Origin of the sequence: Streptomyces changanensis, from assembly GCF_024600715.1 — a bacterium.
GTDB lineage: Bacteria > Actinomycetota > Actinomycetes > Streptomycetales > Streptomycetaceae > Streptomyces > Streptomyces changanensis.
Genome location: NZ_CP102332.1, coordinates 145,479 through 160,413, shown reverse-complemented (window position 1 = coordinate 160,413; position 14,935 = coordinate 145,479). Strand labels below are relative to the sequence as shown.

Genomic DNA, 14,935 nt, shown 5'->3' with positions numbered 1-14,935 from the left:
CCGTGCGGAGGGCGGGTCACCTCACCACTCCGAGGCGGTCAGGACGACCGCCCGCTCCGCCGGGTCGCCCCAGGCGAGCTCCCGCAACAGGGCCAGGGCGCCCTCCTCCGGATCGATCAGGCGCACCCCGCGCCGGGCGTAGTGCCGCGCCAGCTCCGGGCCGACCATGCCGCCGTGTCCCTCGGAAGGGGCCCACGGCCCCCAGTGCACGGTCAGCGCACGGCGCCCCGTGCGGGCGGCCCAGGCGGCGCCGTACGTCTCCAGCGCGTCGTTGGCGGCGGCGTAGTCGGCCTGACCGCGGTTGCCGAGGACGGCGGCGACGCTGCCGAACAGGACGGCGAAGGAGGGGCGTTCCGCCTCGGGCAGCTGCTCGACCGCCGTGAGCAGCGCGGCCGCGCCCTCCGCCTTGGTGCCGTGGACGCGGCGGAACGACGCTTCCGACTTGTCCTCGATCAGCCGGTCCTCGATGATCCCGGCGGCGTGGACCACCCCGTCGACGCGGCCGTGTTCGGAATGGATCTCCTTGATGGCCTGGAGCACGGCGGACGCGTCCCGGCAGTCGACGCTGCGGTACGCGGCCCGGCCGCCGGCGGCGCGCACGGCGTCCAGCGTCGCGGCGACCTCCCGCTGGGCGAGGATCAGGTCGGCGGCGCGGTTCACGTCGGCGGGCGAGGCGTGGCGCCCGGTACGGGCCAGTGCGCCCCGCAGGGCGGCGCGGTCGGGCGCCACGGCGGTCACCGGCTCCTCGGGGCCCGCGGGCGCCGGGGTGCGGCCGAGGAGCTCGATCCGGCAGTGGGCGGCGGCCGCCAGCGCGGTGACGCACCGCGCGGTGATCCCGCGGGCCCCGCCGACGACGACCAGCACGCTGTCGCGGTCCAGTCCCAGGGCCTGCGCCTCGGCGGCGCCCTCGCCGGCCGGCCCCGCGCCGGTACCGGCGAGCGGGCCGAGGGGCGCCTCGACGAGCCCCGGCGCGAACCGCCCGGCGGGCGTACGCACCACCACGGGTTCGGTACCGTCCGCGGTCAGCTCGTCCAGCAGCGCCTCCGCGGCCGCCACCGCACCGGACACACCGCCCCCACCGGGTGCCCCGGCCCCGCCGGACATCCCGACCGGGGTGTCGGGACCGTCCGCGTCGAGTGCGCCGCCCGGGGTGAGCGCGACGCAGCGCACCGTGACGTCGGGGTACTCGCGGGCGGCGGACCGCAGCAGGCCGTCCGTACCGGCCGCCCGCGCCCCGTATCCGGCCTCCCGGGCGAGGATCAGGCGCCGCGGGGCGGCCCGCAGGGCGGCGCGCACGACGGGGAAACCGGCCGGCAGGAAGGGCGGCCCGCCGTCGTCGCCCAGCGCGCCCAGCAGGACGACACCGTCCGGCGGGCCGTCCGCCACGGCCGTCAGGTCCGTGTCCGCCGCCGTCACCGCGTGCGCGCCCCGCGCCGCCAGCCGGGCCCGCAGCTCGGCGGCGGTCCCGCGCCAGGCCCCGGTCCCGTCCCCGAGCAGCACCCACCGGGTACCGGCGAGGTCCGCCGCCGCGCCGCCCGCACCGGCCAGGGCCCGCTGGACGACCCGGTACCGCCGGGGAGCGGCCACGACCGGCTCCGCCGGGTCCGGTGCCTCCGCGGCCGGCGTGGCTGCCCCGGCGGGCAGGGGGTCGGTGGCCCGTGCACCGGCCATGGCACGGGGAGGGACGGCCGCTCCGGTACCCGGCGCCCACCCGGGCCACGCGGTGCGACCCGCGCCGAGGCCGTCACCGTCCGGGGCGGTGGAGCCCGGCTCCTCGTACGTCGACGGGGCGTCGCCCCGGACCGCACCGGGCGCGGTGACCGGAGCCCCGGGTGGGGCGGGCGGGTCCTCTTCCGGGCCGGCGGGGGCCGCGCGGGCCACCAGCCACCGGGCGATCTCGGAGGCGGTCCGCGCCCGCGTCAGCTCCTCCAGTTCCGTGTCGTCCAGCGCCGCCGGCGTCGGGCCCCCCGAGCCGCCGAGACGCCGCGCGAGTTCGCCCGCGATCTCGGCGCGCTTGATGGAGTCCACGCTGAGGTCGGCTTCCAGGTCGAGGCCCGGCTCGACCATGTCCAGGGGGTAGCCGGTCCGTTCGCTGATCAGCTCCAGGACCGCCCGCAGCACCGTCTCCTCCGTGAGCCGCGCGGCGGTCCGCGGCGCGGGGGCTTCCGCCGCCCCGTCGCCCGGCGGGACGGGTACCGCGCCGTACGCGGCCGGCGCCGCCGGTTCCGCTACGCCGGTACCGTCCGACCGCCCGGCCCCGTGCTCCGGCACCGGCCCGGCCTCGTACCGCGGCGGCGCCACGGGCCCGGACACCGACACCGGCGACACCAGGGGCGGGGACAGCGGTACGGGGTCCCTCCGGCCGGGGGCCGCCCCCTCCGGCACGCCGCCGAAGTACGTCAGCAGCACGTCCCGCTGGGCGGCGATCACCTCCCGGCTGCTGCGCAGGAACTCGGCGATCAGCGCGTCCGACGCGCCGCCCGGCGCCTCGTCGGGGTTCGTCGTCACGGGGGCCTCCACGACTCGTCGGGCCGGCGCGAGGGCGCCGGGGAGCGGCTCGCCGGACGCGGTGCGGACGAGGTGTCCGTCCACCGTCCAGCCGGGTGTGCGGGGTGGGGCGGTGACGTCGACGTCGACGGCGTCCCGTCCGCGGAACATCCAGTCGTGGGCCACCGGCACCCCGGCCACCGCGAGCCTGGCGAGCGCGTCGAGGAAGCCGGGGAGCCCGCTGCCGACGTGTGGTTCGCAGGCGACGACGCGGTGCGGCCGGTCGCCCAGGACGTCCGAGACGAGCCGGGTCAGCACCCGACCGGGGCCGACCTCGACGAAGGTCCGGGCCCCGGCGCCGTACATCGCCTCGATCTGCGCCGCGAACCGTACCGGGGCCCCGATCTGCGCGGCGAGCTCCTCACGCACCGCCTGCGACCCGGACCCGTACGGACGGGCGGTGCGGTTGGCCCACACGGTGAACTCCGGCTCGCGCAGCGGCTGTTCGTCCAGGACCCGGCCGAAGGCGGGCCCTGCCCCGGCCACGAGCGGGCTGTGGAAGGCGCACGCCACCGGCAGCCGCCTCACTCCCAGCCCCGCGTCCCGCAGCCGGCGCGCCGCCGCCTCGACCGCGTGCGTCGGTCCGGACAGGACGCTCTGCCGGGGCGCGTTGTGGTTGGCGACCACCAGCCCGCCCGGCAGCGGCGGGCCGCCCAGGACCCGGCCGATGTCGTCCGGCGCGGCGGCCACCGCCGCCATGGCGCCGGGTTCGTCCCCGGCCGCGTCCAGGATGGCCGCGGCGCGGGCGGAGCTCAGCCGCGGCAGCGCCTCGGCGTCGACCACGCCCGCCGCGCACAGGGCGACCAGCTCGCCGTAGCTGTGGCCGGCGGCCATGTCGGGGCGGATCCCGCAGCGGGTGAGCAGCTCGTACGCCGCCAGCTCCACCACGCCCAGGGCCGGCTGGGCGGCCCGCGTGTCGGTGAGGGCCCGCCGCGCCTCCTCCCGGGCGGCGTCGTCGAAGGCGGCGGGCGGGTACAGCGCCGCGACCGCCCGGCCGTCCGTGTCGGCGCCGAGCAGCCGGCCGAGGTCGGGGAAGGTGGTGAAGAGGTGGGCGGACATCCCGGGCCGCTGACTGCCCTGCCCGGGGAAGAGGAACGCCGTACACCCGGCCTCCCCACCTCCCCCGACCGCCCGGTGCACGCCGTCCCCGGCACCCGCGCCCGCCCGGCCGTCGGTCCCGCCGTCCGCCCGACCATCCGTCTCCACGGCCGCCCGCAGCAACCGGCACAGGTCCTCGACGTCCGTGGCGACGAAGGCGATCCGGACCGCCCCCCGGGCCCGCGCCGCGCGGTGGGCCGCCGTCGCCGCCAGGTCGCGCAGCCGCCACGGGGCCTCACCGCGGGCGGCCGCGGCGGCCGGGGCGAGCATCTCGGCCGCGGCGTGTCGGGCGGCCGCGGGGTCGGCCCCGCGGAACAGGAAGAGCTCCGCCGGCCAGGCGTCCCGGGCGTGCGCCGGTGGGGGCCCGGCCGCGCGGTGGGCGGCCAGCACCGCGTGGAAGTTCGTGCCGCCGAACCCGAAGGCGCTCAGCCCCGCGTACCGCCGCTCCGGGGCGGCCGGCCACGGCAGGGCCTCGCGGTGGAAGACGAAGGGGCTGTCGCCGGCCCGCCAGGCGGAGTTCGGCCGCTCCAGGTGCAGGGTGGGGGGCCGCACCCCGGTGTACAGGGCCAGCGCGGTCTTGACGAGTCCGGCCAGTCCCGCCGCGCACTTCGTGTGCCCGATCTGCGATTTCACCGAGCCCAGCACGCAGCTCCCGCCGGGGGCTCCCGCCTCGCTGAAGACGTCTGTCAGCACGCCCAGTTCGGTGCGGTCGCCGACCACGGTCCCGGTGCCGTGCGCCTCCAGCAGGCCCACTTCGGCGGGGGACACGCCGGCGCTCCGGTAGGCACGTTCCAGGGCGGCGCGCTGGCCCTCCGGCCGGGGTGCGGTCAGTCCCAGGGAGCGGCCGTCGCTGGAGGCACCCACCCCTTTGATGACCCCGTACACGCGGTCCCCGTCCCGCTCGGCGTCCGCGAGGCGCTTGAGGACGACGCAGGCGACGCCCTCCCCGAGCGCGATGCCGTCGGCGGCACCGTCGAAGGCGCGGGAGCGGCCGGTCGGGGACAGGGCGTGCACGGAGGTGAAGAGGGCGTAGTCGTTGATGCCGTTGTGCAGGTCGGCGCCACCGCACAGCATCACGTCGCTCGTGCCGAGGACGAGTTCCTTGCACGCCACGTCCACGGCCGCCAGGGAGGACGCGCAGGCGGCGTCCACCGTGTAGTTGGGGCCGCGCAGGTCCAGGCGGTTGGCGACCCGGCCGGCGACGACGTTGGCGAGCAGCCCGGGGAAGGTGTCCTCGGTGAGCCGCGGCAGCTGCCCGTCCAGCGCCGCGGGCACCTGCCCGTAGTAGGAGGGCAGCACGGTCCGCAGCGTGGTCGCGTGGGACAGGTCGCTGCCGGCCTCCGTGCCGAACACCACACCGGTCCGCGTACGGTCGAAGGGGCGGCCCCCCTCGCCGTAGCCGGCGTCCTCCAGGGCGCGCCGGGACGCTTCCAGGGCGAGCAGCTGCACCGGTTCGATGCTGCCCAGCGACGCCGGCGGGATGCCGTAGCGCAGCGGGTCGAAGGGGACGCGCGGCAGGAACCCGCCCCACCGGGACGCGCTGGGCGCGTCGGCGCCGTCCGGGCCGGGGGAGCAGTGCACGGCCGGGTCCCAGCGCTCCGGCGGCACCTCGGTGACGGCGTCGCGGCCGTCCAGCACCTGCGCCCAGAAGGACGCCAGGTCCGGGGCCTGGGGGAACATGCAGGCCATGCCGACGACGGCCACGTCCAGCGGAGCCGGCGCCCCGGGGCCGTCCCCGGCGCGGGCCGTGTCCCGACCGGCCCGCAGGGCGGCGCGCCGCCGGTCCAGGAAGGCGGCGGCCCCCTCGGTGACGGACGCGTGCAGCGCGGCGACGGTGGTGGTGGCGTCGCGCAGCACCGCCACCTCGCCGGCCATGAACATCCCCTCGGCGTACTGCCGTTCCTCGTCGACCGGGATCAGGGCACCGGTGCCGGTGCGCTCGACGCCCTTGCTCGCCAGCCGCAGCCGGCCGACGTTCAGGCGCTCCAGCCGCTCCCAGACCTCGCGCTCGGGGAGGCCCTCGGCGCGCAGGCCCGCCGCGAGGTCGCGGAAACCGTCGCTGAACGGACTCGGTACGCACCGGGTGGCGTGCCCGGGTGCCGTGCGCAGCAGCGCGGTCCGCTCGGCGGCGAGCACCTGCCGCTGGAACAGGGGGCGCACGGCGCCGTGGGTGACGGCCTCCCGGGTGAACAGGTAGGCGGTGCCCATCAGCACGCCGACCGCGCAGCCGCGAGCGGTGAGCGGCGCGGCCAGGGCGGCCACCATGGCGGCGGAGCGGGCGTCGTGCACGCCGCCCGCGAAGAACACCTCGATCCCCGGTGCGGCGCCGGGGTCGTCCGCCAGGTGGTCGAGCAGGACGCCGGTCTGCGCCTCCCACAGCGGGAAGCTGTTGCGCGGCCCGACGTGGCCGCCGCACTCGGCGCCCTCGAAGACGAACCGGCGCGTGCCCTGCGCGAGGTACTGGCGCAGCAGCCCGGGGGAGGGCACGTGGAGGAAGGTGCGGATGCCGTCCGCCTCCAGGGCGCGGGCCTGCGAGGGCCTGCCCCCGGCGATGACGGCGTGGCTGGGCCGGTGCGCGCGCACCGCGTCGAGCTGCGCCGCACGGGTCCGTTCCGGCGCGAAGCCGAGGATCCCCACGCCCCAGGGGCGGCCCCGGAGCGCTGCGGCGGCCTCGGAGAGCAGGGCGTCGGCCCGGCCGCGGTCGGCGAGGGCCAGGGCGAGGAAGGGCAGGGCCCCGCCGTCGGCGACAACGCGGGCGAAGTCCGCTCCGTCGCTGACCCGGGTCATCGGGCCCTGGGCGACCGGCAGCGCCGTGCCGAGCGCGCGGCTCATGGGCGCCCCGGCGCGCAGGCCGCGGGCGGCGGCGTCGTCCTCGGTCGCGGCCCGGACGGCTGCGGTGACGGCGCGGACGGCGCCGGCCGCGTCGCGGTGGCGGTCGGCGAAGAGGGCGGCGAGGAAAGCGTCCTGTCCGACCGGCAGGAGCCGGGTGTCCGGGTCGCGCCCGCCGAGCATCGCGGCGACGCGGTCCTCGTCGGCGGGGGCATCCGCCTCCGGCGGATCGCCACCGGGCCGGCGGCGGGGCAGGAAGCGGTGCCCGCCCCGCACCGTGGTCTCGGAACCGTCCACGGACCGCAGGACGGCCGCGACGGACGCGGGGAGGGACGACTCCGCGAGGAGGGCCAGCTGCGTGTCGAGGACGACGCCCGCCGCGCCGCCGACGACGGCCGCGGCGGCCGTGCCCGGTGCCATGCCCCCGCAGGCCCATATCGGCGGCCCGTCGGGACCGGTGGCGTCGAGGAGCTGCTGCAGCAGGACGAAGGTGCCCAGGTCGCCGATCCGGCCGCCGCACTCGCTGCCCCGGGCGACCAGGCCGTGCGCGCCGTCGTCCAGGGCGGCCCGGGCCTCCGCCAGGCCGGTGACCTCCGCCAGCACCCGTACGCCGGGCGGCAGGTCGGCGGCGCGCGGAGCCGCCCCGGCGCCCAGGAGCACGGTACGGGGCCCGCCCGGACCGCCGAGGAGCCCGGCCACGTCGCCGGAGCGTAATCGGCACCGCGGCCCGATCCGCACGCCGTACCGCCCGGGGAGCCACCCGCGCAGGTCGCCGAGGGCCGCACGGGCGGCGCGGTCACCGGGGCCGAGGTCCAGGACGCCGAGCCCACCGCCGCGGGTGACCGCGGCCGCGAGACGCGCGTCGGGCTCGCCGAAGGGGGTCAGTCCGATGACCGGATTCAGGACGTGCTCTGCCGACGTCATAATTCTCCGAATGTGCGATGGCGTTGCCCGGAGGGGGGATTTCGGCCACAAAAGGCCGCGGGAAGGCGCAAGGTCGCGCGGGCCCGGAGCGGGAATTCGGGCCTTTCGGTGAACGTAGCGAAACTAGCGCCAAGTTACTGAAGGGTCAACGCTCCGTCCCTGATCCGACGGTGGCGGCGCGGGCGAAGTCGGAGGAAGCCGGAGGACCAGGAGCGGAAAGCGACCGCTTACCGGAAGAATGCGGCGTGCCGTGTACGGCGGAATGAGCGGCGTGAATGCGCTGTGGGGCGCCGGCCGCACCCGAGCCGGAAAGTACTGGTCAGTAGGGCCCGAATGCCCCTCACCGCAGACCGGGCCCGAGCGGGCCGTGTCCGATTCGCGCCGACGCGGCGTCGGCCCCGGCCCGCACCCGGCGGACGGGGCCCACGGCGCGCGCACCCGCCCCGCCGGCCCCTCCGCAGGCCGGCGACAGGTCCGCCGGCCTCTGATCCGTCTCCGTCGCTCCCGCGCCACGAGCGCGCCGCACACCGGGGCCCCACGGCGACGGTGTGCGGCGCGCGGGGCGAGCTCCCGCTCCGGCCGGGAGTCGTCATCGGGTGCCCGGGCGCGGGCCGATCCCGTCAGGAGACGGAGGCTCGGGCGGCGTCGAAGTCGGTCCGGGCGACGTACTCCGCGAAGTCGCGCGGCGCGCGGCCCAGCGCCTCGCGGACGCCGTCGGTCACCGTCGCCCCGCGCTCCTCCCGGATGTGCCGGTACATGGCCGGCAGTTCGTCGGCCACGGCGTCCGGGTATCCCCGTGCGGTGAACTCCGCCCGGTAGGCGTCCTCGGAGACCGGGACGAAGCGCAGCGGTCGGCCCGTCGCACGGGCGATCTCCGCGACCGCCTCCCCGAAGCCGAGGGACCGGGCGCCCGACAGGACGTACGTACGCCCCGCGTGCGCGTCCTCCGTCAGCGCCGCCACCGCCACGTCCGCGAGGTCCTCCAGGTCGACGAACGCCTCCCGGCCCTCCCCGGTGGGCAGCCGCAGCTCGCCCGGGGCGTCCAGCGGGGAGGCCAGGCTCTCCAGTTCGGTGAAGTCCTGGGCGAACCAGGTGGGGCGCAGGATCGTCCATTCCCTGCCCGACGCCCGTACGGCCTGCTCGGTGGCGAGACGGCCGCCGCCCAGCTCGCCCCAGATGCGGGCGGACAGCAGCACCAGCCGCCGTACCCCGGCTCGGGCGGCGGCGCCGGCGAAGTCGCGGACCTTGGCGGGCGCGTCGGGGCCCTGGGAGTCCACCACGTACACGGCGTCGACGCCGTCGAGGGCCGGCTTCCAGGTCGAGCGGTCGGCCCAGTCGAAGCGGACGGGGCCGCGGCGGGAGGCGACGGCGGGGGACAGGCCGCCACGGCGGAGCGCGGTGGCCACGCGGCTGCCGGACTTGCCGGTGCCGCCGAGGACGAGGATGCGAGGGGTGTTGTCAGTGATCATGTACTCAGTACACGGCGCGGGGGCGGGACGGGCGATGGCTGATCATCTCGTTCCGATGTCCGGGCGTCTCCCCTCGCCGGGCCCGCGCGGGGAACGGCCGCGCAGGCTCGGCCGGCATGGATGACGCGCTGTCCGGACTGCTGCAGGACGTCCGCGCCCGAGGGCACTCTTCGACCAGTCGGTCCTCAACCCCCCGTGGTCGTTGCGGTGCCTCGACGGGGCGCCGCTCTCCCTGCTGACGATGCTCCGCGGCGACGCCTGGCTGACCCCGGACGGCGCGGATCCGGTACCGCTGCGGCAGGGGGACGTGGCGATCGTGGCGGGACCCGAGCCCTACACCGTCGCGGACGACCCGCGGGCGCCGCCGATGGCCCTCCTGGACGCCCCGGACGGCGACGGCTACCGGTGCGCCACGCCCGACGGGGCCCTCATCGTGGGTGACGTCCTGCCCATGTGCGGGCCCGGCGCCGCGGACCCCGCCGACCCCGGCACCGTCCTCCTCAAGAGCACCTACCCGGTCCGGGGCCACGTCTCGGAGCGGGTCCTCACCGCCCTGCCGCGCCTGGCCCTGGTCCCCGCCGCCGCGGAGGGCCACCTCCCGCTCACGATGATCGAGAACGAGTTGCGCACGGACGCTCCCGGCCGCCAGGTCATCCTCGACCGACTGCTCGACCTGCTGCTCCTCTCCAGCCTCCGCGCCTGGTTCGACCACTCGGACGCCCACGCCCCCGCCTGGTACCGCGCCCACCGCGACCCCGCGGTCGGCGGGGTGCTGAAACTGATCCACGGCGACCCGGCCCGCCCCTGGACGGTCGCCTCGCTGGCCGCGGCGGCCGGCATGTCCCGCGCCCGGTTCGCCCAACGCTTCCACGACGTCGTCGGCCGGCCGCCGATGGCCTACCTCACCGAATGGCGGATCTCCCACGCCGCCGACCTGCTGGCCCGCACCGACGCCACCGTCGACGCGATCTCCCGCCAGGTCGGGTACGCCAACGCGTACGCCCTCAGTGCCGCCTTCAAGCGAACCCTGGGCATCCGCCCCACCGAACACCGCGTCCGGACCCGCGGACCCGCCTGACACATTGTCATGTGTGGCGCCCGGCAGGTCGCACGCTCTGCCAACTCGACACGGACCAGCGGTGTTTGATCTCCCCTGCTACGGTGACCCCAGCCCAGGGAAGGGACATCCGGCATGCCCACGAAGACGTTGCAGATACCCACCGCGGACGGCCGGGCCGACGCCTTCGCCGCCTTCCCCGACGGTGACGGGCGGCACCCGGGGGTCCTGCTGTACATGGACGCCATCGGACTGCGGCCCGTGCTGCGGGAGATGGCCCGCGAACTGTCCGCGCACGGCTACTACGTGCTCGTCCCCAACCTCTACTACCGGCACGGCCCGGCGCCGGTGGTCGAACTCCCCGAGTACATCGGAGAAGAGGCGCGACCCGGGCTCTTCGCCCGGCTCATGCCGCTGGTCGAGGCGCACACCACCGAGCGGGCCCTGCGCGACGCCGACGCCTACCTCGACTTCCTCACCGCCCAGCCCCAAGTCGGCGCCGGGCCGGTCGGCGTGATCGGCTACTGCATGGGCGCCGTCCTGGCGCTGCGCACCGCGGCGGCCCACCCCGACCGGGTGGCCGCCGTCGCCGGCTTCCACCCGAGCCCCCTGGTCACCGACGCGCCCGACAGTCCGCACCGCCTGGCCCCCCGGCTCACCGCCCGCGTCCACATCGGCCTCGCCGAGAACGACATGTCGGCGGAGGCCATCGGCGAGCTCGACCGGACCCTCGACGCCGCGGGTGTCCGCCACACCACCGAGGTCCATCCCGGTACCGTCCACGGCTTCACCATGGCCGACACCGCCGCCTTCGACCCCTCGGCGCTCCAGCGCCACTGGGACCGCCTGCTCCCGCTCCTCCGCCACGCCCTCGCCGACGGCTGACTCGGCCGCTCGACAACCGGAAAACGGGAGCGCACGGCCGGCCGTCCCCCGCGGTCGCCGGCCGCCGGCCGCCGGTCCCCGCGGTCGCCGGTCGCCGCGGTCGCCGGCCTCTCCCGCCGGGCACCCGAAGCCCACCCCGCTCGGTGAACACGCCTCGCGAAAGCGCAGAAAAGACGCACCCAGGGGCGATTTGTCTATGCTGGCGGCTGCTGTCCGACGTCTCGGAGGCCCCGCCCGTGAGCCCTGACGCCCGCACCACCGTCATCGTGATCACCCACAACCGCCGTGATCAGCTGCTGCGCTCACTCGACCGGCTCGCAGCCCTCCCAGAGGAGCCGCCGGTCATCGTCGTGGACAACGCGTCGACCGACGGCACCCCGGACGCCGTGGCCGCCCACCACCCCGGGACGACGGTGCTGACCCCGGGCCGCAACCTCGGGGCACCCGGCCGCACCCTGGGCGTGCGGCGGGCCCGCACTCCGTACGTGGCCTTCAGCGACGACGACTCCTGGTGGGAGCCGGGCTCGCTGCGGCGCGCGGCGGACCTCCTGGACCGGCACGAGAGGCTCGGGCTGGTCGCGGCGCGGATCCACGTCGGCCCGGCGGGCGAACCCGACCCCATGAACGATGTGCTCGCCTCCTCACCCCTCGGCCGTGCCGAAGACCTCCCGGGACCCCAGGTCTTCGGGTTCCTCGCCTGCGCCGCCGTGGCGCGACGGAAGGCCTTCCTGGCGGCGGGCGGTTACCACCCGCTCCTGTTCCTCGGCGGCGAGGAGACGCTCCTCGCCTACGACCTGACGGCCCGCGGCTGGGGCGTGTGCCACTGCCCCGACGTCGTCGCCGTCCACAGCCCGACCGGCGGCGTCCGGCCGGGGCGCCCCGCCGTCCAGCTCCGCAACGCCGCCCTGACGGCCTGGCTGCGCCGCCCCCTGCCCGTCGCGCTGCGGCACACCCGGGAGCTCCTCCAAGAGGCCGGGCGCGACCCGGACGCCCGTGCCGCCCTGCGCCAGATGCTCCGGCGACTCCCGGCGGCACTGCGGGACCGACGACCGCTGCCCGCCGCCGTGGAGGCCGCGGCCCGCCGCCTGGACGCCCGAGGAGCCCTCCTGTGAGCCACGTCGGCACCGACGCCCGTACCGCCCCGGGCCCGACCCGCGCACCACGGTCGTCATCCTCGCGACGGACAGGGCGTCACGCGGGTGGTGGCTGGTGTACGCCTCCGACGTGACGGTCCACCAGCCCCCTCGGCCACCAGGGACTCCACGCTGCGACGCGTCCACGGCCCGCGCGGCACGCTGTGGTCCTGCCGGCTGCGCCGCCCGGCCGGCGCCGCGCCGCGCCGGACGGTCTTCCTGGCCCGTACCGTCCCGCGCGACCTGCCGTCGCCGCGCGCGTTCGGACCGGCCCTGGCCGCACTGCCGTGGGTGCTGCGCGAGCGGCGCGTCGCCCCACCCGGGGTGGAGGCGCGGCTGGCGGCGCTGACGCTGTCCCCACGCCGCTCCACCGCGTGCCGCTGCGTCGGGCGACACGGGTGCGACACCGCCGCCGCCTCGGGCGCCGGGCCCGTCCCGACGGGCGGGCAGCGCCGCGCGCCGAGCGCCCGGCTGTCCCCACCACCCGACGTGGCGGCACCGGCAGCCCCCGACGCAGGCCCCCGGAGCTCCCGACGTAGGCCCCCGGTAGCCCCCGACGCAGGAACCCGGAGCTCCCGACGCAGGCACCCGTACCCGCGGGGCCGGCGCCCTGGCGCCCGTCACCCCCGAGCCCCGGCGCTCGGCACCCGGAGCCCGCGAGGCGCGCTCAGTCCTGGAGGAAGGAGGACAGCTCCCGTTCGAGGGCGACCTTCGGCTTGGCGCCGACGATGGTCTGCACCACTTCACCCCCCTGGTAGACGTTCAGGGTGGGAATGGACATGACGCCGTACTTGGCCGCGGTCGTCGGGTTCTGGTCGATGTTGAGCTTGACGATCTCGATCTTGTCGCCGTGTTCCTGGGCGATCGCTTCGAGGGACGGGGCGATCTGGCGGCAGGGCCCGCACCACTCCGCCCAGAAGTCCACCAGGACGGGCTTGTCGCTCTTGAGGACGTCCTCGTCGAACGAGGCGTCGGTCACCGTCTTGAGGGCCACAGGGGGCCTCCTTCACGTCGTTCCGCGCTGGACAGCTCAGGCCTTCCCGGCCAGGCGGCCAGTCAACACCCGCCCGCGGGTCGCGTCCCGCCGGGACACGGAAAGCCGCGGCCGACCCCGCGACGCCGCTGTGGACGGCCCGCCGGCCGGTGCCCGCCCGCCGGCCGGTGCCCGCCCGCGGGCCCGACAGGCCCCTCCGGTGGGCCGCGCTGCCACCCCTGCCGGGTACGGGCGACCGGCATAGGCTGAGAGCAGCGCAGTCGCTCCTATGGCGGGAGGCGTCATGACATTCGTCCAGATCATCGACTGCAAGACCGACAGGGTCGACGAGATGAGCCGGCTGATGGACAGCTGGGTCGAGGCCACACAGGGTAAGCGCACGGCCACGCACTCGTTGATGGCGCGGGACCGTTCCGACTCCACCCACGTCCTGGAGATCGTGGAATTCCCCTCGTACGAGGAGGCGATGGAGAACTCGAAGCTGCCGGAGACCGACCGGATCTTCCGGGAGATGGTGGCCCTGTGCGACGGGGAGCCCACCTTCACGGACCTGGACGTCGTCCGGGACGAGCAGCTCAACAAGCTCGTCGTCCGGAGCTTCGTGGACGAGGTGATCAACAAGGGTGACATCGGGGCGGCCGACCGGCTGTGCACCGCGGACTACCGCGAGCACGACCCGTCCCAGCCCTCGTACGACGTGGACCTGGCCACCGCCAAGGAGGCGAACCGGGAGATCATGGAGGCGTTCCGGCCGACGTGCACCATCGAGGGGCTCGTCGCCGAGGGCGACACCGTCTGTCTGCGGATGTCCTTCAAGGGCCGTCACGTCGGCCCCTACCAGGGCGTCGAACCCACGGGCCGGGACGTCACCGGCACGGGTCACGCGACCTTCCGCTGCCGCGGCGGGAAGATCGCGGAGAGCTGGTGGAACGTCGACGACATGGGCGTCATGCGGCAGTTGGGCGTCGTGGAGGGCTAGCCACCGCCGTCGCCCCGCACGGGTCGCACGGGCCGTCGCCCAGCACGGACCGCCGGGCCGCCCATGCCGCCGGGACCGCCGGGCCGCCCATGCCGCCGGGGCCGCCGGGCCGCCACGCTCGGCCCCGCCGGGGCCGAGCGTGGCGGAGGACCGACCAGGGGCCGGGACCCAGGGACGCACGGTGTGCCGAGCGCCTTTCGGGCCCCGGCCCCGACACGTGTCAGGCGCGGACGAGTTCGGCGGCCCCGAAGGACACGTCGAACCGGTCGCACCAGATGCTGACGCTCGTGTACGCCGGCACGTCGACGTCCGCCGGCAGCACGTAGTTCTGGTCACCCTTGTTGCCCTTGAGCTTCCCCAGGCTGACGTACTTCCCGTCATCGAAGACGCCCCATCCGGCCTTGCCCTCCTTCACCGGCGCGTCCGTCAGCCAGACCCGCAGGTCGGGGCCGTTGCTGGTGTCGAGGCCCTCCAGACGCAGGGCGTGCGTCCCGTCCTCGAGGCGCAGGAGCTTCACCGCGCCGGTCGTCGTGTGCTCGTGGCTGATGAACGTGCCCTGTGCCAGGGTCGTGGGCCCGCTCGGTGAGGGCGCCGTCGACACCCCCGCCGACGGGGCGTGCGACGGCCGCGGAGCCGCCGGCACGGTCGAGGGAAGCCCCTCGGTCACCGTCTCGTCCACCCAGAGCGCCCAGGGCTTGAACCACACCAGACCGCTCACGAGCACCACCGCGAAGGCGATCCCCGCCCCCACCCACAGCTGCTTCCTGCCACCCCGCCCCACGGTGCGTCCCTTTCCTCGGTGCCGGCCTTCCCCGCACATTCAACGCGGTCGCCGGGCGGGTGAGAAGCCGTAGGCCGACGAATCCCCGCACGTACGCACCGGCGCGACGGGACGGCGGCCGCACGGCGCCCATCCGCCGTCCACGCACCACCCGCCCGCGCACCCCCCACGCACCACCCGCGAGCCGTCTCCGTACCATCGGCCCACCGCCCCGGGCGGCCCACCCGCCGGCCGCGCGG

7 protein-coding genes and 1 pseudogene are annotated in these 14,935 nt (G+C 76.6%); 4 read left to right on the top strand and 4 right to left on the bottom strand.

Annotated elements, in window-relative coordinates:
- Positions 1-21: 21 nt before the first annotated feature.
- Positions 22-7,398 (bottom strand): type I polyketide synthase, encoded by a 7,377-nt coding sequence (locus NRO40_RS00640; RefSeq protein WP_058940021.1) that lies wholly within the window; start codon positions 7,396-7,398, stop codon positions 22-24.
- 620 nt (positions 7,399-8,018) lie between these two features.
- Entirely contained in the window at positions 8,019-8,867 is an 849-nt protein-coding gene (locus NRO40_RS00635; RefSeq protein ID WP_058940022.1) for an NmrA family NAD(P)-binding protein, read from the bottom strand.
- Positions 8,868-8,983: 116 nt separating this feature from the next.
- Between NRO40_RS00635 and NRO40_RS00630 the strand changes: the two are divergent.
- From NRO40_RS00630 to NRO40_RS00620, 3 genes and pseudogenes are all read left to right on the top strand, one after another.
- Positions 8,984-9,945, top strand: a pseudogene (locus tag NRO40_RS00630) (AraC family transcriptional regulator).
- Positions 9,946-10,059: 114 nt separating this feature from the next.
- Positions 10,060-10,809, top strand: a complete 750-nt coding sequence (locus NRO40_RS00625; RefSeq protein WP_058940023.1) for a dienelactone hydrolase family protein — start codon at positions 10,060-10,062, stop codon at positions 10,807-10,809.
- Positions 10,810-11,045: 236 nt separating this feature from the next.
- Positions 11,046-11,921: a glycosyltransferase family 2 protein gene (locus NRO40_RS00620; protein WP_107114962.1), complete on the top strand. Its 876-nt coding sequence runs from the start codon at positions 11,046-11,048 to the stop codon at positions 11,919-11,921.
- Between the two features lie 688 nt (positions 11,922-12,609).
- On the opposite strand, the gene trxA is transcribed toward NRO40_RS00620, so the two are convergent.
- Positions 12,610-12,936, bottom strand: a complete 327-nt coding sequence (trxA, locus tag NRO40_RS00610; protein ID WP_058940024.1) for a thioredoxin — start codon at positions 12,934-12,936, stop codon at positions 12,610-12,612.
- A gap of 283 nt (positions 12,937-13,219) precedes the next feature.
- Between trxA and NRO40_RS00605 the strand changes: the two genes are divergently transcribed.
- A complete protein-coding gene (locus tag NRO40_RS00605) occupies positions 13,220-13,915 on the top strand; it encodes an ester cyclase (RefSeq protein ID WP_058940025.1) in 696 nt (231 codons plus the stop codon).
- 220 nt (positions 13,916-14,135) lie between these two features.
- On the opposite strand, the gene NRO40_RS00600 is transcribed toward NRO40_RS00605, so the two are convergent.
- Positions 14,136-14,735, bottom strand: a complete 600-nt coding sequence (locus NRO40_RS00600; RefSeq protein WP_079046727.1) for a DM13 domain-containing protein — start codon at positions 14,733-14,735, stop codon at positions 14,136-14,138.
- Positions 14,736-14,935: the final 200 nt, after the last annotated feature.

What these genes read in the sequence shown, in the direction of transcription:
- NRO40_RS00640 (WP_058940021.1), bottom strand. Translation starts at nt 7,398, where the DNA reads ATGACGTCGGCAGAGCACGTCCTGAATCCGGTCATCGGACTGACCCCC.
- NRO40_RS00635 (WP_058940022.1), bottom strand. Translation starts at nt 8,867, where the DNA reads ATGATCACTGACAACACCCCTCGCATCCTCGTCCTCGGCGGCACCGGC.
- NRO40_RS00625 (WP_058940023.1), top strand. Translation starts at nt 10,060, where the DNA reads ATGCCCACGAAGACGTTGCAGATACCCACCGCGGACGGCCGGGCCGAC.
- NRO40_RS00605 (WP_058940025.1), top strand. Translation starts at nt 13,220, where the DNA reads ATGACATTCGTCCAGATCATCGACTGCAAGACCGACAGGGTCGACGAG.
- NRO40_RS00600 (WP_079046727.1), bottom strand. Translation starts at nt 14,735, where the DNA reads ATGTGCGGGGAAGGCCGGCACCGAGGAAAGGGACGCACCGTGGGGCGG.